Origin of the sequence: Methanothrix sp. (assembly GCF_024518575.1) — an archaeon.
Taxonomy (GTDB): domain Archaea; phylum Halobacteriota; class Methanosarcinia; order Methanotrichales; family Methanotrichaceae; genus Methanothrix_B.
This window is the reverse complement of record NZ_JANIHG010000026.1, coordinates 1-19759: the sequence shown is the minus strand read 5'-3', so window position 1 is coordinate 19759 and position 19759 is coordinate 1. Positions and strand designations below refer to the sequence as shown.

At 55.6% G+C, this 19759-nt stretch carries 17 protein-coding genes; 4 read left to right on the top strand and 13 right to left on the bottom strand.

The window, feature by feature from the left end:
- Positions 1–25 precede the first annotated feature (25 nt).
- The 7 genes from NQU42_RS06190 to NQU42_RS06160 form a co-directional block, all read right to left on the bottom strand.
- Positions 26–850 carry an Mrp/NBP35 family ATP-binding protein gene (locus tag NQU42_RS06190; RefSeq protein WP_296609926.1) on the bottom strand — a complete coding sequence of 275 codons (825 nt, stop codon included), beginning with the start codon at positions 848–850 and terminating at the stop codon, positions 26–28.
- Positions 851–986: 136 nt separating this feature from the next.
- Entirely contained in the window at positions 987–1616 is a 630-nt protein-coding gene (locus NQU42_RS06185; protein WP_296609924.1) for a precorrin-8X methylmutase, read from the bottom strand.
- A 76-nt stretch (positions 1617–1692) separates the two neighbouring features.
- Positions 1693–3090, bottom strand: a complete 1398-nt coding sequence (locus tag NQU42_RS06180; protein WP_296609923.1) for an SAM-dependent methyltransferase — start codon at positions 3088–3090, stop codon at positions 1693–1695.
- Positions 3074–3886, bottom strand: a complete 813-nt coding sequence (gene cbiG, locus NQU42_RS06175) for a cobalt-precorrin 5A hydrolase (RefSeq protein WP_296609927.1) — start codon at positions 3884–3886, stop codon at positions 3074–3076. The genes NQU42_RS06180 and cbiG overlap by 17 nt, the downstream gene beginning before the upstream one ends.
- A 53-nt stretch (positions 3887–3939) precedes the next feature.
- A complete protein-coding gene (cobM, locus tag NQU42_RS06170) occupies positions 3940–4680 on the bottom strand; it encodes a precorrin-4 C(11)-methyltransferase (protein ID WP_296609921.1) in 741 nt (246 codons plus the stop codon).
- Between the two features lie 15 nt (positions 4681–4695).
- The gene (locus NQU42_RS06165) at positions 4696–5304 is read right to left on the bottom strand and encodes a cobalt-factor II C(20)-methyltransferase (RefSeq protein WP_296609919.1); all 609 of its coding nucleotides are present in this window, start codon (positions 5302–5304) and stop codon (positions 4696–4698) included.
- Complete coding sequence (locus tag NQU42_RS06160; RefSeq protein WP_296609918.1) at positions 5305–5820, bottom strand: class I SAM-dependent methyltransferase; 516 nt, start codon at positions 5818–5820, stop codon at positions 5305–5307.
- Between the two features lie 496 nt (positions 5821–6316).
- On the opposite strand from NQU42_RS06160, the gene NQU42_RS06155 reads away from it, so the two are divergent.
- Positions 6317–9589: an S-layer protein domain-containing protein gene (locus NQU42_RS06155; RefSeq protein ID WP_296609916.1), complete on the top strand. Its 3273-nt coding sequence runs from the start codon at positions 6317–6319 to the stop codon at positions 9587–9589.
- Positions 9590–9790: 201 nt separating this feature from the next.
- On the opposite strand, the gene NQU42_RS06150 is transcribed toward NQU42_RS06155, so the two are convergent.
- The 3 genes from NQU42_RS06150 to NQU42_RS06140 form a co-directional block, all read right to left on the bottom strand.
- Positions 9791–10660, bottom strand: coding sequence for a hypothetical protein (locus NQU42_RS06150; protein WP_296609915.1), 870 nt, complete (start codon positions 10658–10660; stop codon positions 9791–9793).
- A 91-nt stretch (positions 10661–10751) separates the two neighbouring features.
- The gene (locus NQU42_RS06145) at positions 10752–11669 is read right to left on the bottom strand and encodes a Vms1/Ankzf1 family peptidyl-tRNA hydrolase (RefSeq protein WP_296609913.1); all 918 of its coding nucleotides are present in this window, start codon (positions 11667–11669) and stop codon (positions 10752–10754) included.
- Positions 11670–11760: 91 nt separating this feature from the next.
- Positions 11761–12312, bottom strand: a complete 552-nt coding sequence (locus tag NQU42_RS06140) for a TATA-box-binding protein (protein ID WP_011695351.1) — start codon at positions 12310–12312, stop codon at positions 11761–11763.
- 511 nt (positions 12313–12823) lie between these two features.
- Here NQU42_RS06140 and NQU42_RS06135 point away from each other — a divergent pair.
- The 3 genes from NQU42_RS06135 (at position 12824) to NQU42_RS06125 (ending at position 17527) form a co-directional block, all read left to right on the top strand.
- Positions 12824–13294, top strand: a complete 471-nt coding sequence (locus NQU42_RS06135) for a hypothetical protein (protein ID WP_296609910.1) — start codon at positions 12824–12826, stop codon at positions 13292–13294.
- 67 nt (positions 13295–13361) lie between these two features.
- Positions 13362–16877 (top strand): chromosome segregation protein SMC, encoded by a 3516-nt coding sequence (gene smc / locus NQU42_RS06130; RefSeq protein ID WP_296609907.1) that lies wholly within the window; start codon positions 13362–13364, stop codon positions 16875–16877.
- Positions 16865–17527, top strand: a complete 663-nt coding sequence (locus tag NQU42_RS06125; protein ID WP_296609905.1) for a segregation/condensation protein A — start codon at positions 16865–16867, stop codon at positions 17525–17527. Before smc ends, NQU42_RS06125 begins: the two co-directional genes overlap by 13 nt.
- A 31-nt stretch (positions 17528–17558) precedes the next feature.
- On the opposite strand, the gene NQU42_RS06120 is transcribed toward NQU42_RS06125, so the two are convergent.
- The 3 genes from NQU42_RS06120 to NQU42_RS06110 form a co-directional block, all read right to left on the bottom strand.
- Positions 17559–18473: an NAD-dependent epimerase/dehydratase family protein gene (locus NQU42_RS06120; protein WP_296609904.1), complete on the bottom strand. Its 915-nt coding sequence runs from the start codon at positions 18471–18473 to the stop codon at positions 17559–17561.
- Between the two features lie 31 nt (positions 18474–18504).
- Positions 18505–18831, bottom strand: a complete 327-nt coding sequence (locus NQU42_RS06115; protein ID WP_296609902.1) for an adhesin — start codon at positions 18829–18831, stop codon at positions 18505–18507.
- A gap of 265 nt (positions 18832–19096) precedes the next feature.
- Positions 19097–19351 carry a hypothetical protein gene (locus NQU42_RS06110; protein WP_296609900.1) on the bottom strand — a complete coding sequence of 85 codons (255 nt, stop codon included), beginning with the start codon at positions 19349–19351 and terminating at the stop codon, positions 19097–19099.
- Positions 19352–19759: the final 408 nt, after the last annotated feature.

Sequence of the window (19759 nt, the reverse complement as noted above, 5' to 3'; positions counted from 1 at the left end):
GCCGAAGAAGACCCTCAGGATCATCTCAATCAAGCGCACGGGCTATCTTAGAGGCTATCATCTCCATCGATCTGAGACCGGGAGAACTGCTCTCAGTCCCATCAAGATATTTGTATAGCATTCCCAGCTCCGGGTCAATGGGCACAGATCCCAGGAACTCCACGCCCATATCCCTGGCCGAGACCGCACCATTTCCCGATCCGAATGAATCTATCCTCTCTCCGCAGTGTGGGCATACGAGACCGCTCATGTTCTCGATCATGCCGATTATGCGCACATTCATCTTCCTGAACATGTCGACCGATTTCTGCGTATCGAGGATGGCGACATCCTGGGGTGTTGTGACGACCACAACGCCATCCAGATCTGGTATCAGCTGGACCAGGCTTATGGGCTCGTCGCTCGTTCCGGGCGGAAGATCCACGATCAGGTAATCGAGATCCCCCCAGCAGACATCAGAGATGAACTGCTTTATGGCTGCCATCTTCATCGGGCCGCGCCACACGACCGAGGTCCCGGATGTTGGAAGTATAAGAGCCATTGATACGACCTTGATGTTGCCAACAGTCGCAGGATGTATGCCGTCATCTCCCACTGTGAGGCGCTCGTCCTCTATTCCGAGCAGCTTTGGTATGTTGGGTCCCGTTATATCCGCATCAAGCAAACCGACGCTGTATCCCCTCTTCGCCAGCCAGATCGCGAGATATGCTGCCACCGTGCTTTTGCCTACACCCCCCTTGCCGCTTCCAACAAGCATCTTTCTTCTTATCCGCCTCATGCGCCTCATTTCATCCGTACAGGATCCCTGCGCATCACACCTGTCGCATGCCTTATCGCATCTATCTTGCATATCTCAGTCCTCTAAGCAGTGCTTCGAATACAGATGATGTCCGGATAAATCCCTTTGGATCATTGAGTGAGATCCTACCATCCCCGAAAGGATCTCACTCGGAGACCGCAGCGCATTAGGAACGTCATCATGGGTTTCACCTGATGCCCTGGTGGTACATGTTGATTATCTCGTTCATGGCCGCAACCGCCAGAGGCGTTCCGCCCCTGGTGCCGACGTTGGATATCGATGGCACCTTCACCTTTCGCAGCCTCTCCTTGCTCTCTGCAGCTCTCACAAATCCAACAGGAATCCCTATGACCAGCGACGGCATCGCATCTCTTCTCTCCATTATCTCGCAGAGCGCCAGCAAAGCTGTAGGAGCGTTGCCTATCACGACAACAGCGCCATCGAGCTCATCCTTTGCGGCCATGACCCCTGCTGAGGCCCTGGTGATCCCAAGCCTGCTCGCGATCTCTTCACCCATCTCTATCAGCGTTCTTATCCTCGACCTGTGGCCCTTCTTAACGATGCCTGCCTCGACCATCCTTATATCAACGAAGATGTCTGCACCCTCATCGAGCGCCCTGAATCCAGCCCTCACCGGATCCATCACGAACCTGAGGCTCTCCGCTATGCTCGGGTCGCCGGTTGCCATGACGCACCTCTGCTTGATCTTGTCCTCCAGTGTCTCATCGCCGACGATCCTGGCGATGAGCTCCCTGCTAGCCCTCGAAATCTCGAACGCCTCTGGCGTCATGGCGCCAAGATCTGAGTATCTCTCCATACCATCATCTCACACAGTGCTTTCTCTCATAACCCGTTCTGGTAGAGCTCGGCCACGTCCTTCCCCGACCATACCATCATCTCACGCAGTACTTTCTCTCATAACCCCTGGTGGCCACAATCATCCCATCCCTTATCCTGGATCCCGGCCCGGATATTATCAGCGTGTACCTGGATCCATCGAGCCGCAGATCCCAAAGCTCGGACGCACTGCATACCTGCAGGAACTCCTCTCTCCGTGTCACATCCCTGGCCACAGCGCACGGCCTTGAGCCCGGCAGCCAGTCTGAGATGCTTCTTATGACATCTCCACTCGCATTGTAGAGAAATACAGTGAATCCTGCATCTGTAATATAAGAGAGTCTCTCTGGTGTATACGATCGAGAGAGCAGCACGAAATCATTCGAGATCGGAGCGCCAGCTCTCGCTGAGGCTGCAGAGAACGCGCTAACGCCAGGGAGCATTCTCAGCGGGCCCTCCAGATCGATGTAGCGGCCGGCCGCGCTGAATATGCTTGGGTCACCGCCAACAGTGATGACCGGCGACCCCCCGCTCTGCAGCTCACACACAGCCCTCTCAAACCTCTGAACCTGTCTCTCCTCACGGCTTCCTGTGCCCGTGAAAACATCTCCTCCGATTATCTCCTTTATGCACTCGAGATGCATCTCAGCTCCCAGGACGAGCGTTGCAGAGCTAACTCTCTCCACAACCTCATGCGTGAGGTTATCGACGCTTCCGGGACCCACGCCGGCTATTGATATCCCTCTGCCAGAGACCGCTCCGTGGATCCCTCCTATTATCATGAGGGTGAGCATATCTATCTCTCCCGCATGGCGATGCACCTCATCCACGGTGCTTCTCCATATCGACTCACCATCGCGGGAGACATTCCTCGCGACGACGACTGTATCCCCACCTCTTCCAGCATCTTCCAGCATCTCAAGAGCCTCGCCGAGCTGCCAGTCCCTCCTGGAGCTTCTGGGATTGTACAAGGCGAGCGGCATTCCCATGGACGCTGCTACCATGATCCTGCGCCGGATCTCCTCCCAGGGGGTGAGCAGATCGCTGAGGCTCACGACAGCCAGAGACTCCCTGAAGACCACTCCTGCCCTGCATGCAGCAGCCGAGAACGCGGTGACTCCGGGAACAACCTCAACCCTGGATGGATCAACTGAGGAGAGAGCGACCTCGATGGCGATGCTCGCCATGCCATACACATTCGGGTCTCCGCTGCTGATCAGCGCAACAGAGCCCTCCTCGAGAAGCTCGACAGCGAGCCTTGCCCGCTCGACCTCACCTCCCATCCTTCCCGGAAAGACCTTCTTATCCTTAAGTAGGGATGGCACGAGATCTAGATACGTGCGGTAGCCCACTACAAAATCCGCATCCTCTATCGCCCTTCTGGCGCGCAGCGTCATGCACCCAGGATCCCCAGGGCCGATGCCGACGATGCTGAGTTTACTCTCCGAGGGCAACTGTCACCCTCCCGTATACCCTCTTCGGCAGTATCATCCTCTCTGCCAGGGCCAGAACCGCTGGCTCCGCGACCCCTGAGAGGCCGAGCATGCTCGCCCTAGATGGCGTCACCGGTCTCTGCGCGTTGAGAGCTTCATCAGGCAGGTAAACAACAGATGCGCCCAGTTCTGCGGCAGCCCTAGATATCTCCGGATCACCGCTCTTGATTATAGATGTGGCTATCACCCTCACCTCTGATGCATCCCGTCCGGCCTCGGCGGTCGCAGATCTTATCGCGCTCAGGATCTCATCCGCGCTTGTGCCTCTCCTGGCCCCGAGACCTGCAATCAGCCCTCCTGGTTTCAGTACAGCCACATCCTCATCCACGATCACTATCCTGGGGCCCTTCAGCCTCACGATGGGGACATCCTGGTGGAGGAAGGATGCGTTGATATGCCTTGATGCATCTCTGTTCAAGATCTCAGAGCCGAGCGCGGATGCTATGCCCTCCAGATTCGGTCGCCCTGATGAATCTGTAGCTGTTGTGATCGCTGGGTACATACCCAGATGCCTCGAGAGGTAGATCGCGAGGTCATTTGCCCCATGATGGCCTCCGATTACCGGAACCGCAGTCCTGAGGGATGCATCAACAGAGACGACAGGCTTGTCCGTCCACTTATCCCTGAGGAGTGGGCATACCAGCCTGACTACTATGCCGACTGCCATCAGGGCGAGGATCATGTCGTATTCCCTGAAGAGCTCCTCAAATATGCCCTTTCTGTAGGTGTGAAGGGAGGACCTGTATGCGGAGCTCAGGCTCCTGGAGAGCAGATCTCCCTTTTCCCTGTCTCCTGGGAAAAAGAGAACAGCTACCGACTTCTGTATAGATGAGACCTCCTGAACCCCTCCCTTCTTACAACTCCTCCTATCAGTATCAGGGCGCTCTTCTTTATGCCGGCCTCCTCGACCTTCTCAGCTATATCCCCAAGCGTCCCGGTCAGAATCTTCTGGTCGGGCCATGATGCGTGGTAGACGACAGCCACAGGAGTATCCGGCGGGAGCCTCACAGAAGATACGATCTCCCTGATCCTCTCAGCGCCGAGAAATACCGCCATCGTAGCTCCGTGCTGGGAGAGCCCTCCGATCTCGTCCCTCTCAAGGGTGGTCCCGGCAGGCCTTGTGATTATCAGGGACTCAGAGACCCCCTTTAGAGTGAGCTGCGTCTTAAGCGCGGCAGCCGCTGCGAAGAGCGACGATACTCCGGGGACGACCTCGATCTCAATGCCATACTCCTCCAGCGGCCTCATCTGCTCCAGGATAGCCCCGTAGAGAGACGGATCTCCACTGTGGAGCCGGACCACCTTTTTGCCGGCTCTGACGCTGCTCAGGATCCTCTCAGTTATCTCCTCGAGAGAGAGGTTGCTGCTATCGACGAGCTCAGCCCTGAGGCCCTCGAGAATATCTATGTTGATCAGCGAGCCTGTGTAGATAACCAGATCCGCATCTTGCAGGAGCCTGTAACCCTTCAGCGTTATGAGCTCCGGATCACCCGGGCCCGCGCCCACAAAGTAGACCTTCGGCGGGTTCCCGTCGTCTTTCTTCTCCAACATAACATCTCCTGGTAATCAGCGCACGCGTCTGGCGTAGAGCACGCTGAAGTAGCTGCTCCTCTCAGGCATCTCCCCTCTGACTATCATCTCATCGGCTGTGTAAAGCCTGCTTCCCAGTATGAATTCGTTGTATCCCTGCGCATGGAGCTCCGCAGCGATCGATGCGGGCCTTGTCGCCTTCAGCCTGAGAACCGCATCAGGCTCGGATCCGTCAGAGACCAGAAAGGATCTCTCAAATCCTATGCCGAACCGAGCTGCGGCCGCAGGGATTATGCCGACCCCTGGGACTGTATCGATCTCGATCCCGGGATGCCTCCTCATGAGAACTCTCCTGAGATGAGAGAATGTCGAGAAGGTGTTGACATCGCCGAGACAGGCGAACGATGTGAGGCATTTTTCTGCATAGCTTGCAACCATGTCCGCGTTTCTCACCCAAATCCCCTCAAGCCTTTCGAGGTCATCTGTCATCGGGAAATCCAGTATCTCCGGATCGCAGTATGGCCTGGCGAGCTCGGCTGCAAGCTCTCCCGGGGCGAAGACCTTCTCGCTCGCCCTCAGCACCTCTATCGCCCTGAGGGTCAGCAGGCCAGGGTCGCCAGGCCCGAGGCTCACACCCACAAGCATTCAATCCCCTCTTCCTACTATCATGAAGATGGGATTCACAGGCTTTAAGGCTATGTCTCCTGCTAGCCGATAGCCTCTGGATATGTTTATCTGGAGAACCTCCTCAAGCGTGAAGAGATCCTCGACGAGCCCTGCCACCTTTGCTGCCATGCCTATCCTCGCGACGTCGACGACGAGCCTGAGACCAGGAGCTGCCCTCTCCCTCAATGCAGGAAGAAATCTCTCGATGTCCCTTGTGCCGCCGATGAAGCACCTGTCGACCTCAGGGAGTCCAGGTATGATATCGACTGCCTCTCCGCATATGAAATTGCCAAACGGCACCAGGGATCTCGACGCCTCAACAGCCTCGTGCCGCCTGTCTATTCCATAGATCTTTTCTGTGTATCGCGATGCTGCAAGTGAGACCGCACCCGAGCCGCAGCCGATATCGAGAAAGGTCATTCCCTTCCTTATATCCAGCTTGCCCATCGCTATCTGTATGTTCTCAGGCTGCGTTGCTGTGCCAGGCAGCTTCATCTATACTCCAGGCGTCATGAGGAGATATAAGCTTAATCCAGATTCCTTTCACGAAGACAAATAAATTTTAAGAGAATGTCCTGCTGCGATCTCCACGCTCTCCTGCCAGGAATCGATATCCTCAGCGACAGCGCCTTGTGAATTCCATGCGGTCACACTCCCTTGTTCTTGATGATACGACACAACAACATCGACGAGCCGGCATAACTGAATGGGCTGTCAGGATTCAGCGTGAACTTGCATGATGCCACGCAAATACCACAGGGCCGTCTGCATCTGAACTCCATGATAAGGATACACGACCCCAATGACATACAAATATAGAACAACATGTTCCGGATGCGCACAATAGATCTCAGAGACGTAACATAAGACCAAGAGCCCATCTGCTCAGGCATCCGCACGTGCCACAGAGTATAATAAGCAGTACGAAACAGATACACAAAAGCGCCGTGTATGAAAATACATTTGCATAAAATATATATACGGTAAACAAATGAATACTGGATGGGAGGTGTTCATGTACTGCAAAAGTTTGTTTGTTATCGCTCTCATCGTCATATCAGCTGGATTTTTATCAGGAGGTGTGGCGGAGAATGCAACAGAGAATGGATCGGCTGAGCAGTCAGTGACAACGGCATCTGCACAGCATGATGATTTCTTCTCCACAGACACCTCCTCCAGCGGTATAACTGTGACATTCAAGAGGCTTGGGAACAACACAGCGAGAACTCCGGTCTCCCTTGGCTCCAGGAACCTCACAGCGAGTGCTGAAGCTAAGGATGCGGAAAAGAATGTAACGTCCGAATCCAATGCGACCGCAGAGCAGAAAGCTCTCGAAGTAGCTGGCGCAGAGAACATTAGCTCTGCGATAGAGCAGAACAAGACCGCTCAGAGCACAGCATCAAATACCAGCGCGGCTGCAGGCGCAGCCCTCGTCTCCAATCTCTCTGCAGTCGTGACCCCCGAAGGTCTGGTTCCTGAAGGAAACCTCACATCGAACATGAGCTCAGCGAGCGCTGCATCAAACGCGAGCCTGGCGGTCGGCCAGAACCTGAGCTTGCCCACAAACCTCACGATGGCAAATATCTCGATGGAGAATATCACCCTTCAGAACGTGACCGGGGAGAACATAACGCTGGCTGAAAATATAACAGAGGCGGAGAATGTAACGGAAGAGGCCCCTGAAGAGGTTGTAAATGAGGTCGCAGAGGAGGAGTTCACAGACAGGATCTGGAGAGAGGGCATGCCTGAGACGTACACATGGACGCCACAGACGTTCTCAGGATTCTTCTACGATCTCGATGATGCGGTCGGCACCGAGAAGCTGACCGTCAGCCTGAGCCGTTCTGGAGACAGATACAACAGGGCCATCGACTCCGGGAATATAAGATACACCAGCGACGTCCAGGAGATCGACTTCGAGTTCGATGACTGGGGCAAGTATCAGGTCATCGGCTTCATGGCGGAGAAGTACTTCGCAGGCTACTCTGAAACAGAGGTAGTTGATGATGCGAGCTTGATCAATGAGAACCAGCTCAGAAAGGTTCTGATAGACAGCGATGATGAGAAGACCATCACCTCGGGTTCGGTCCTCCCACTGGAGGAGGGCTACGAGCTCAGGATCAAGGAGATAGACATCAACGGCAACAAGGTCCATCTCGCGCTCGCAAAAGATGGTGAAGAGATTGATAGCAAGGTCATATCCCCTGACAGCCTGAAGAGCGCCACGTACATGTACAAGGAGAAGATCGGCGGCAAGGATGTTCCGATCATAATGGCCCATGTCTCGAACGTCTTCGCTGGAGCAGAGTCCAGCCTTGTCACGATAGATGGGCTCTTCCAGATATCAGATACATATGCCTCTGTCGAGGAGGGGGACAAGTACGAGAAGATGAAGGTGGTGTCTGTCTCAGACTCCGGAATCGAGCTGGAGAACGAGGATTCGGTCACCCTGAGAAAGGGCACCACGGTCAGGCTGATGGGTGGTGTGGGACTGCAGGTTGCAGACTCTGATATTCTCAGATTTGCGCCTGTTGTCGAGAGGACAGGAACCTACGAGGTCAGAGGAAGTGTGGTAAATCCAAACAAGGTCGAGAGCTTCACATGGACCCCCTACAACTTCGAGGGGTTCTACTACGATATAGATGATGACATCGGGACTGAGAAGCTCGTCGCGAAGTTCTCCGGAAGCAAGATCGAGGACGGGGATCTTAAGTACGAGACATCTCCGCAGCCTGTGGAGTTCAAGTTCGATGGCTGGGGCAAGTACGATGTCATCGGATTCATGGCAGACAAGTACTTCGCTGGCTACAACAACGCAACACTCTTCACAGATGAGTTCAGCATCATAAACAACGGCGAGCTCAGAAAGGTCCTGATAGACAGCGACGAGGAGCGCACGATATCCTCCGGATCAGTTCTGCCACTTGAGGACGGCTACGAGCTCCAGATCAAAGAGGTGGATCTCGACGGGAACAAGGTCTGGCTCTCCCTAACGAAGGACGGGGATGAGGTGGACAGCAAGGTCGTCACACCTGCATCAGGAGATCTCAAGTCATCGACATACACATACAAGGTCAGGATAAGCTCAGAGGACGTCCCGATAATCGCGGCGCACATAAGCAACGTCTTCCGCGGCAGAGAGGCGGATCTGGCGACTGTCGATGGCATATTCCAGGTCTCTGATACGCCTGAGTCTGTGGAGGAAGGGGACAAGCATGGCAAGATGGAGGTGGACTCGCTCTCCGATGATGGCATAACGATGAAGAACGACGGCTCGATAAGCCTCGGCAGGGGCAAGGATATCGAGATCATGGGCAACCTGAAGTTCAGGGTGGCTGACAATCCGGAGAGAAACCTCTGCCCGATAGCGCTGCGCGTTGGCAAGACTGAGCCGCTCAGGCTCAACCTGACTGAGGCGATCGTTGGCAAGCCGATAATGATCCAGGTCACATCCGGCGGAAAAGCGGTCAGCGGAGCCAAGGTGCTTGTCGGCGGCAAGGAGATCGGCACCACAGATGCAGGCGGAATGGTAAGATACACGCCTGAGAGGGCTGGAAGCGTTCAGGTCCAGGCGAAGCTGTCAGGATACGAGGACGCGAGCGGAACGCTCTTGGTGAGGTCAGAGGCTGAGCTCAGGAGGCTCGTGATAACAGCACCCCCGGAGGTCATGAGGGGCGAGACCTTTGTTGTGACCGTCAAAGGCGGCGCAAATGCCACCCAGCCGATAGAGGGAGCGAACGTGAGCTTAGACGGTGTGCCTGCTGGACGGACGGACAGCAAGGGATCTGTATCCGTATCGCTAAACGAGACCGGGGACCACACGATATCTGTGGAGGCAGCAGGCTACGACAGGGCGACTAAGAGCGTGAAGGTGCTCTCTCCGATCAGCGTCGTCAGCATGAACGTCACCGGAGATGCGATCGCCGGTAAGCCGCTGAAGATCGTCGCCGAGGTCCAGAACACAGGAAAGTCTCCCGACTCCAAGCAGATACAGCTTATGGTGAACAAGAACGTCACAGGAAACAAGAGCGTCACTGTGAGGCCCGGAGAGATCGAGAAGGTCTCGTTTGAGTACAGGCCGAAGGAGCCTGGCGTCTACACCTTCGAGGTGGAGGGCATCCAGAAGACCGTGTCCGTCGAGGAGGCAAAGGGCGGATGGCTCGTCTGGGCCGTGGCCCTGCTGATAATCCTGCTCGCTGGAATCGGTGTGTATCTCTACCGGACAGGAGAGCTGGAGGAGCTGAAGAAACGCCTGAAGATGTGAAGCAGCGCCCGCATCGGGCGCTCCATTTTTCTCAGAGTCGGATAGCCCTTCAGCGTCTCCCATTTCTCTGAAAGTGGCATGGCCCAAGGATAGCGGATGCTGGGAACCCAGAGGGCATCGCTGGGCTCAGATTGAGTGTGCAGTTTTGATGTTCCTTCGAGTCATCTCATCTGCCAGCTCTCGAACGTCCCTCTGGGGCATTCACGCAGAGCGATCTTTCAGACGCTCCCTCGCGGCCTTCTGGACGCTTGGATCCGGATCGCTGCTGAGCCTCTCCATGATGAACTCTGGCGTGGATCTGTTCTTCGCAACCGCCTCCCTGACCAGAAAAGACCAGTGCTCTGAGAGAGCCTCCAGCGCCACCACAGGTGTGGACGGGTTCTCAGCCACAGCGCGCCTGACCTCGACCATTCTGTCTCTGGAGAGCGCGATCAGCAAATCAGGAGGCGATCTCACGTTCGATGCGACCGCAACCCTCACATCCGTGATCCTGTCATCCGCCAGACGGCCTAGAACCTCCGGTGGAGTCAGGGGATTCCGGGCGACCCTGTACCTGACCAGCCAGCTCTGATCCCGGGAGAGTTTCTCTATGATCTTCACCGGCACACTCGGATTCGATGCGATTGCAGCTCTCACATCATCGCTCTGGCTGGCTGAGAGCCGGACTATTTCATTATCTGGCGTCCTCGGGTTCTTCGCCACAGCCTCCATGACTATGTAGCGCAGCCGCTCATTTGTGGTATCGAATTCGACCATCTCATCTTCGGAGAGCTCTGATAGCAGTCTCTCCGGTGTGGCCGTATTCAGAGCAACCGCCGACCGCACATATCCATCCGGATCCCTGGCGAGCATCTCCAGGACATCAAGAGGTGTATTTGGGTTACCTGCGACAGCCTCCCTGACCCACTGAACCCTGTCCCTCGAGAGGGCTTTCAGGACCTCGACGGGGGTCGAGGGGTTCCATCCCACCGCACGCCTGACCCGCCATGAGATCGATCTCGAGAGCTCCTCGAGCACCTCCGGCTCCGTATCATGCGACGATGCCCTGCGCTCCAGCTCTATCTCTTCCATGATAGCAGGTAGATCTCCAGAGTTTTGATACTTACCACAGCAACGATCCTGGAGTATGTGCTTGCATCACCAGGATCGATAGCATGCGGCTCTACATTCTGAAGAGCGTGAATGTGTACAGCTCCTCAAGCGTCCTCTCCGGGTTCCGCTCATCATGCTTGCCCAGCCTGGCTCTTATCACAGGCAGTCTGAAGCACTGATGCAAATGCCTGATAAGCTCAGGCTCGCCGCTCAAAACCGCGTATTTTACAAGCGGAGCGTATCGCTCAGCTGCTTTCTCCACACTCTCCCTGAGATGCTCTCCATGCCTCCTTATGTCCTCCTCCCTGAGCCTCTCGAACCTCCGCTGCGACCATCCTCCCTTAGAGTGCTTCTCCTTGACAGGCGTCCTCACAACCTCAAATGCCTCAAGGTGATCTGCTCCCAAAGAGAGCATGATCATGCTCTCGCCGGCATGCGCCGATACGAGGAGCACAGCCGTCTCCATGATATCACGAATGGGAGAGAGATCGAACCTCTGCCCTCTGGTCATGCCCCCAGAACCGAAGGGGAGAGGTGGCACGATTAAGAGCGTGAAGACATCAGGAAGGGTGAGAAGGGAGATGCCCCTTTCAGACGCCAGGGCCTTCAGCGACCTGGGGAGAGCCGCCTCAGGAGCGCTCTCCAGGTTCTCTCCCGGTTTGCGATACTCGCTCAGGATATCCTCATCTTTGGATTCTATGTTATCGAGCCGCCTGAGCAGCCTCTTCATCTCCCTTGGAGAGAGCCTCTGAACACCAGGAGCCGCAGAGGGCTCCTCAGGAGAACGATATTCGGATTCTCTTAGCCTGAGCTCCGCATCCTTCAGGGCGCGCCTCGCCTCCTGATAGGCGCTTGTGATCCTCTTCAGGCGCTCCTCACGCTTTTCAAGCGCGCGCTTAAGCTCATCCCTCTCGCGAGTCAGATCCTGGAGCGCGCTTTCCAGCTCGGCGATGCGTTCCTGATAGCGCTTTTTCCCGAAGAGATCCAAAGAATCACGCCTTCCTGGGACTGATGTTTCTCAGCGATCTGATAAGTATCTGAGATCTGATCGATTGCCACACCAAACAGATGCTCATTCATCAGAGCAGGCCGAGGTTCTCGAGCTGCTGCCTCACAATCCTCACGCCCTCCTCGCACTCCTCCGGGGATTTCCCGCCTGTCACGACCAGCTTTCCAGAGCTGAATATGAGCACCACCACCTTGGGCTGCTTGATCCTGTAGACCAGGCCGGGGAACTGTTCGGGCTCGTACTCTATGTTCTCAAGCCCGAGTCCGAGTGCGATGGCGTTGAGATTGAGATCTGTCTTGAGATCTGCGGAGGCCACAATATTCTGAACGTGGATCTCCGGCTCGAGGTTGATGTTATCAAACCCTATCGATTTCAGCGTCCGGGCCATGTTGGTGATGACCGTTCTTACATCCTCCACATTCTTGGCGCCGGTGCAGACAACCTTGCCGGATGTGAAAATCAGAAAAGCTGCCTTTGGTGACTTGACCCTGTAAACAAGCCCGGGAAACTTCTCCTTGTTGTACTCAGCGCCTTCAAGCTCGGACTCGATCTTGACGAGATCGAACTCATCAGCAAGCTTTGTGGATGCCACCACGTTCTCGATATTTATTGTGGACTCCATATCGCGCATCTCCTGGAGAGGTTTTTAAACGTAGGGGTATATAAAGGTAGTATATAAAGGATATAAATGTGCTCACTGCCCTGTCACTGCGGGAATGGAGCTGAAGGCATAACAGCATCCCTGCAACTGCATCTCGCCAAAGAGATGCTGTGAATCGCTCATAGAGTGATCCTCATTCACCGGCATTAAAGATCTCGATCCCGCGAGATCTCATGCTGCAGATCTCAAGGATAAAAGTACAAGAACCGAGATTGCAAAAACTCCAAGCTGTTAAACGCAAGCCCTCCACACAGTCGCGTGCCTGAACTCAATGATGCGGGTACACGACATGCTTTCCGAAGGCTGTGGCTCCAACGAATGAGCGCGATCGAACTCAAGACACCGATCAGGATCACAGGTGTTGATGTTGGCTTAACCGACAAATCTATACGTCATCAATCACATCTGCACTTTCGATCAGATGATGCCTTTATCTGGGTGATTTGGTGGTATCGTTTCAGGGGGGTTTTGCATGATCAGGGCGTTCATCAGAATGATTGTCCCTATGCTCATGATCGGTCTGGTTGCCGGGGTTGTTGCAGCACAGACCGGGTCTGAAGGCTCATTCGTTCCGGTATCCGGCCAGCAGGTTGGCGGGGAATTTGGACGGGCATGGCTCCAGAACTTCCTCAGGTACAATGAGCCACCTGTGGAGTCGGACCAGGTGAACGACCTCTGGAGCTGGGGAGGGGCTCCAAAGGGCAAGAAGATTGTAGGGGGCAGGCTAGCTCCGGATATGACTGTGAACTACACAAACCTGACATCAGACTGGCTCGGTGAGATGCCGCTCGGCGCGATCGTGAACCTGAACGGGAGCAAGTATGCCACCCTGGAGGATATGCCACTCTCGCCGCTGTATCTATCAGACGATCCGTGGGTGAGGGCACAGCAGCTCGGAGCGATAGTGAGAACCCCGAAGAGTTACTACTTTCCGCTGATCTGATGCTGACACGCCTATAAAGACGATAAGCCTGGCAATGATACCATGATATTCGCACTGGGAGGCAGAATTGCATATCAAGGAGATCGAGCTCAAGAACTTCAAATCGTTCGGCAGAAGGGCTCTCGTACAGCTTAAAAAGGACTTCATAGTCATCACCGGCCCCAACGGAAGCGGAAAATCGAACATCATAGACGCCCTGCTCTTCTCGCTCTGCCTCACCAGCTCCAGGGCGATGCGTGCCGAGAGGCTGCCAGATCTCATATACCGCGGAGATGATGGGAGAGCCCCGGACTTCGCAGAGGTGACTGTGAGGCTCGACAACAGCACAAGAACCATGCCTGTGGACAGCGACGAGGTTGTTATAACGAGGCGCATAAGGGTCAACGGAGACAGGTACCACGCGCAGCACTACCTGAACGGCAGGTCCTGCACCCAGGCAGAGCTCCAGGAGCATCTGGCGAGAGCGGGCATAACCCCTGAGGGCTACAACGTGGTTTTGCAGGGGGATGTCACGAGGATAATCGAGATGGGCCCCACAGAGAGGAGAAGGATCATCGATGAGATAGCCGGAGTCTCCGAGTTCGAGGAGAAGAAGCAGCGCGCCATGGCCGAGCTCGATGTCGTCAGGGAGAGAATCGCTCGCGTGGATGTCATACTCGAGGAGGTTGGCCAGCAGCTCAGACGGCTGCAGTCGGAACGCGACAGGGCTCTGAGGTACAGGGCTTGCCGCGAGGAGAGAAAGAGGCAGGAGGCATACCTTCTGCTTGCCAGATTTAAGGAGTCCGAGGCGGAGCTCAGTACGCTCGAGAGAGAGATCGCATCCATAACATCAGAGAAGGCCCAGATTCTGGACAGGCTTGAGGCAGGAAGAGAGGAGCTGAGGGCCCTGGAGGAGAGGCTGAAGGCTGTGGAGGGCGAGATCAGCCACAAGGGAGAGGACGAGCAGCTCAGGGTGAGGCGAGAGATCGAGGAGATCCGGGGCAGGATCGCAAGAGAGGAGACGAGGATCGAGGCCTCTGATGCTGATATAAGGGAGGCAGAGAGATCGCTGAGCCAGTGCTTTATCGAGATGGACAGGGTGCGAACGGAGATGGCATCGATCTCAGAGCAGCTCAGTGACAAGGCTGTCAGGAGAGCTGGCCTCCAGGGGGAGCTGGACGAGCAGAGATCCCAGCTCTCATCGCTCAGATCTGCCATATCAGATGCCGATAGCAGGTTCGCAAAATACAGGGAAGAGCTGACCAACCTGCTTAAAGAAATTGAAGAGATTCGTTCAAAGGTCGGAGAGAGGGTCAGAGAGAGGGATCGACTTCTCGACGCGATCCGCAGGGCTTCAATGGAGAAGGAGGAGATCGCCACAGAGATCACCGAGGCGCTGAGCAGCATCTCCGCCGCATCCACAGAGTCTGAGAGGCTCGAGGCCGAGGTCGAGTCGCTCGCCTCAGAGGCGATGGATCTCGATAAGAGGAAAGAGGAGCTGGAGGCGATGAGGCTCAGCCTCCGCAGGGAGCTGGCCGAGCTCGACAGGAGCCTTCAGAGGCTGCAGAATGAGTACGCGAGGGTCGAAGCCCAGGTCAGGGCAGCCGAGGAGAGATCCGGCTACAGCAGAGCGGTGGAGGCAGTGAGATCTGCGATGAAACGGGGCATACTCCATGGCCTCTGCGGCACTATCGCGGAGCTTGGGGAGGTGGACAGGCGGTACGCTGCAGCGCTTGAGGTTGCGGCAGGCGCGAGGCTCCAGAGCGTGGTCGCGGAGAGCGATGAGGATGCAGCTGCCGCGATAGATTACCTCAAGAGATCCCAGATTGGCAGGGCGACCTTTCTGCCGCTCAACAAAATGGAGGTCGGATCGCTGCCTGGAGTTCCAGACGCTCCAGGGGTCGTGGACTTCGCCCTGAACCTGATAAGGTTCGACGATCGATTTTATCCTGCCTTCTGGTACGTCTTCCGGGATACGCTTGTCGTTGAGGATCTCGATACCGCCAGGAGGATGATCGGAAGGTACAGAATGGTGACCCTGGATGGAGATCTGATCGAGCGGAGCGGGGCTATGACAGGGGGCCACTACACATCACGCCTGAAGTTCGCTGCAGAGGAGAGCAGGAGGCTTGTGGGGATATCGGAGCGGATATCGGCAACTGAAAGCAGTAGGAGCGAGCTGCTCGAGAAGCTCGATTCCATCGAGGAGGAGATATCATCGATAAACAGGAAACTCGAATCCCTGGACAAGGAGATCTCGAGGAGGACGTTCCTTCTGGAGGAGAAGCGATCGCTTAGAGGCAGAATGGAGCGGCACATCGGTGAGCGCAAGTCCAGGCTCTCAGAGATCGAGAGGAGCAGCGAGGAGTGGAGGAGCAGGCTCACAGCGCTGGAGCAGGAGATACAGGAGCTCGAGTCTCTCATCTCGGAGAAGGGTGGCGCCAGGGAGAGGCTGGAGCATGAGATGCAGGGCTCCAGGATCCCTGAGCTGATGGAGCGGGCGGAGCAGATAGAGGGCGAGATCAGGAGGCTCGAGTCGAGGATCATGGATCTGGACTCCGAGATGATGCGCTGCAGGCTGAAAGAGGAGAGACTGAGGAGCAGGCTGGATGAGCTTTTGCGCACCAAGGATATGATGGAGTCGAAGAAGAGCGATGCCATCCAGCGCCGGAGCACAGCTCTATCGAGCATAGAGGAGCTCAGGGCTGCACTTGATGAGATGATGAAAAGAGAGAAGGATCTCGACATGGAACTCAGCGGCCTGAAGGGGGAGAGGGGGTCCATTCTTGAGAGCATAATCGGCAAGGAGCGCGAGATCGGCGGTGTGGAGAGAGGCATCGAGCGTCTCGATGCAAGGCTCATGGCCGTATCCAAAGCCAGAGAGGAGATCGCCGGCAGGATGGAGACGCTCAGATCAGAGATAGAGAGCGCAGGAATCGATCCCTCCGAGACTCCTCCGAAGAGCGAGACGATAGCTGCGAAGATCAGAGCCCTGGAGGAGGAGATGGCAGCGCTCGAGCCCGTCAACATGCTCGCCATAGATGAGTACGAGCGAGTTGAGAAGAGGTTCCGCAACCTGAGCGATCGGAGGGAGGTCCTCCACAGGGAGAGGGAGGGGATCATAGAGAAGCTGGAGCGCTATGATCAGCTCAAGAAAGATGCTTTCATGAGCTGCTTTGCTGCTGTGAATCAGAACTTCAGGGAGATCTTTAACGAGCTCTCAGGAGGAGATGGAGAGCTCGTGCTCGAATGCCCTGATGATCCGCTGAGTGGAGGCATGACCATAAGAGCGAGGCCCGCTGGCAAGGTCTTCCACAGGCTTGAGGCGATGTCTGGTGGGGAGAAGAGCCTCACCGCGCTCTCTTTGATATTCGCAATCCAGAGGTTCAGGCCTGCCCCGTTCTATGCCATGGACGAGATCGACATGTTCCTTGATGGGGCGAACGTGGAGCGCGTGGCGAAGCTCATCAGGAGGATCTCCAGGGATGCGCAGTTCATAGTGGTCTCGCTGAGGCGCCCCATGATACAGCAGGCCAGCTACACGATCGGAGTCTCAATGCAGGATAAGAACATCAGCAGCGTGACCGGCATATGTCTGAGCTGAACCCTGATTCGTACGCGGGTCTGGAGATGAGCGACCCGGCCGAGGTGCTGGTCGAGCTTGCCAGGAGGGGAGAGCTCGACCCCTGGGATGTGGATATAGTCAGGACCACCGAGAGGTTCCTGGAGTACGTCGAGTCGCTGGCGCAGAGGGATCTGCGGATACCTGCCAGGACACTTCTTTACGCCGCGATCCTCCTCAGAATGAAGTCCGACGCGATGGAGGAACAGGAGGAAGAGGAGGAGATAGCGGAGGCTCCTGTGGAGACCGCGGAGGAGATGGCGTACACACTCCCCCAGCCGCCTGTGCGCCGCCGCACCAGGCGACCTGTCACACTTGACGAGCTGATAGCGGAGCTCAAAAAGGCCGAGATGATCGGAAGGAAGAGGGCGATACGCCAGCGACTCGAGGAGCCTGAGGATGAGATACTTGACCTCTCCCACGAGGAGGGCGTCGAGGAGAGGATAAAGATGCTATCCCCTGTGATAGAGGATATGCTGAGCATAAAGGAGAGGGTCGAGCTCAAGGATATCGAGGGCGACAGGATAATGAACTACCTTGCGCTGCTCTTCATGGCTCAGAGGAAGCAGATATGGCTCGAGCAGGAGCAGCTCTTCGGGGACCTCTTCATCACCCGCCCCGAAGGCCTGTGAGCTGCAGATTTCAGAGCGCAAACTCCGGTCTTTAGGCCGGAGTTGCTGACGCTCTGTAGTATCTGATCAGCTCGGCGATCCCGCTCTCCAGGTCGTGCTCCGCCTGGAACCCGAGAATCTCCCTGGCAGCTCTGGTGTCAGCCAGGGTGTGCTGCACGTAGTTCCTTATCGGATTCTCAATGTACCTCGGCCTCATCTCAACTCCGAGCCTCCTGCTCAGGGTTCGCACCACATTGTTGAAGCTGTGGGCCCTGCCGGTGCCGACGTTGAGAACTCCGCTGTAATCTGAGTCCATAGCGAGCATCAGGGCGCGCACGACATCCTTCACGTATATGAAGTCCCTGGTCTGGGAGCCGTCTCCGTAGATCACAGGCGCCTCGCCCTTCATCATCCCCCACAGGAACTGGGTGACCATGTTCGCGTACCGCCCCTTCGACTCCTCTTTCGGGCCGTAAACGGAGAAGAACCTCATTCCCAGGGAGCTGACGCCGTAAAGCTTCCTGTAGAGCTCGGCGATCCGCTCCATCGCGAGCCTGGCCTCTGTGTAGTAATCCGTCACCCTTATCGTCATATCCTCGCGATGCGGCGGCTCCAGGCCGTTGTAAAGGGAGGAGGTGGATGCGTAGACGACCCTGGCGCAGCACCTCCGCGCGAGCTCCATCACTGCGATGAAACCGTTCAGCGCCTCGCCCAGGAGGAACGGGTTCTCCTTGTACATCGGAGATGATGATGGTATTCCCAGATGAAAAATCATATCAGCGTTAACATCAAGGCGCGGGATGTCGTTGCAGCTCATCATAACGATCTCCACATCCAGACCATCGAGGTTCCTCAGGCTGCCTGTGTGGAGGTTATCGAGAACTATGACATCCTCTCCTTCTCTGAGAAGCTCCTCGACCAGGTTGGAGCCTATGAATCCAGCACCTCCGGTGACAAGAGCGCTCATGCTTATCGCCCCGGAGCAGACGACTCACAGATCAGTGGCATCCGCAGCCGTGATCATGTTCGTGATGGCCGCATCCGCAGGACTCGTCGCCAGGCCCGTAGATTATGAAGCCCCTGCCCATATCCGGGTCGTCGATGAAGTCGATTATCGTCTCGCTCAGGATCTCAGCATCCTCAGGGCTCATGTGTATCGTTATCCCGTTGCTCTCGAATAGGACATCGTTCTCATATGGATCAGTCACCGCGAGCCCGTAGTTCGCGCCGGTCTCGTCAATAGCTGCAAGAAACATCCTCACGACCTTCCCCGGAACGAGATGATCCTTCATGACCATCGCGGCCGCATCTGTAATCTCTATCATGTGATCAAGGTCTGAGAGGATGTATATTAATACATTCCCAGGATCCTGCTGTGTTGAATAATGTTTGAGAATCCGATAGCATAGGCTGGATTCATACGAATTGCAATCCTAGTAAAAATCAATAGCTCTCGACCTTAGAGCTCTTAATTATTCAACACAGCATAGGATCCGAAAGGATGCGCGATGCTGCTGTACAGCAAAGTCAGAGCTCAACCATCCGGAAGATCTGCACAGGAGTGCATCTGACAGAGAGCTACAGCCTTGATCAGGGCTCAGCGCTGAAGATGCGATCGCTCGATGCCCTGCTCCCATCCCACTGAGGCGGCCTCCAGCTGTCAGACCCGCCCTCGATATCGCCGCCGAAGCAGCACTCGAGCCATGGTAGGTCGGTGAGATCAGGCTGCCTAAAGCTCTGACCCATCGTGATGTTCAGGGTTATCGTGTGCTGGCCCATGTAGTCCTCGGAGATGGCTATATCGTCCGAGACGCGGCCGTATTTCCGGCTTTCCTCCTCCCGCATGACCCCCACGTGTGTAAGTACTCCAATAGAGGACATCCCCAGCTTGAAATTGGTTGATCTGTTCTGACGGTCCACATTGATGTTTCCCGGCTTAAGTGTAGCTTTCACTAGTGTCCTAGAAACACCGGCTCGGTAGCTGCTATTTCGGGAAAACTTCCAGGAATCCTCCTTTGTCGTGGATATATCTCCATTATTATCAAAAAGTTCTGCACCACCTATTCCCTTTCCTTGATAGAATAGCACTTTGTTATTCACGTAGAAGGCCTGCCAGTACTCCTCAACTGTGATCTCAGCTGAACTAGAAGTTCTAATTTTCTTCTCACCCTCCCCTGAATCAAATTCATCAGGCTCATCGGATCCACTTGATACGTCTTTAGCTATGATTTATACATTTGTTACATCACATTT

What these genes read in the sequence shown, in the direction of transcription:
- NQU42_RS06155 (WP_296609916.1), top strand. Translation starts at nt 6,317, where the DNA reads ATGAATACTGGATGGGAGGTGTTCATGTACTGCAAAAGTTTGTTTGTT.
- NQU42_RS06190 (WP_296609926.1), bottom strand. Translation starts at nt 850, where the DNA reads ATGCAAGATAGATGCGATAAGGCATGCGACAGGTGTGATGCGCAGGGA.
- NQU42_RS06165 (WP_296609919.1), bottom strand. Translation starts at nt 5,304, where the DNA reads ATGCTTGTGGGTGTGAGCCTCGGGCCTGGCGACCCTGGCCTGCTGACC.
- NQU42_RS06120 (WP_296609904.1), bottom strand. Translation starts at nt 18,473, where the DNA reads ATGAGCGCTCTTGTCACCGGAGGTGCTGGATTCATAGGCTCCAACCTG.
- NQU42_RS06160 (WP_296609918.1), bottom strand. Translation starts at nt 5,820, where the DNA reads ATGAAGCTGCCTGGCACAGCAACGCAGCCTGAGAACATACAGATAGCG.
- NQU42_RS06140 (WP_011695351.1), bottom strand. Translation starts at nt 12,312, where the DNA reads ATGGAGTCCACAATAAATATCGAGAACGTGGTGGCATCCACAAAGCTT.
- NQU42_RS06110 (WP_296609900.1), bottom strand. Translation starts at nt 19,351, where the DNA reads ATGCGGGAGGAGGAAAGCCGGAAATACGGCCGCGTCTCGGACGATATA.
- NQU42_RS06125 (WP_296609905.1), top strand. Translation starts at nt 16,865, where the DNA reads ATGTCTGAGCTGAACCCTGATTCGTACGCGGGTCTGGAGATGAGCGAC.
- NQU42_RS06185 (WP_296609924.1), bottom strand. Translation starts at nt 1,616, where the DNA reads ATGGAGAGATACTCAGATCTTGGCGCCATGACGCCAGAGGCGTTCGAG.
- cobM (WP_296609921.1), bottom strand. Translation starts at nt 4,680, where the DNA reads ATGTTGGAGAAGAAAGACGACGGGAACCCGCCGAAGGTCTACTTTGTG.
- NQU42_RS06115 (WP_296609902.1), bottom strand. Translation starts at nt 18,831, where the DNA reads ATGATAGAGATTACAGATGCGGCCGCGATGGTCATGAAGGATCATCTC.
- NQU42_RS06135 (WP_296609910.1), top strand. Translation starts at nt 12,824, where the DNA reads ATGATCAGGGCGTTCATCAGAATGATTGTCCCTATGCTCATGATCGGT.
- NQU42_RS06150 (WP_296609915.1), bottom strand. Translation starts at nt 10,660, where the DNA reads ATGGAAGAGATAGAGCTGGAGCGCAGGGCATCGTCGCATGATACGGAG.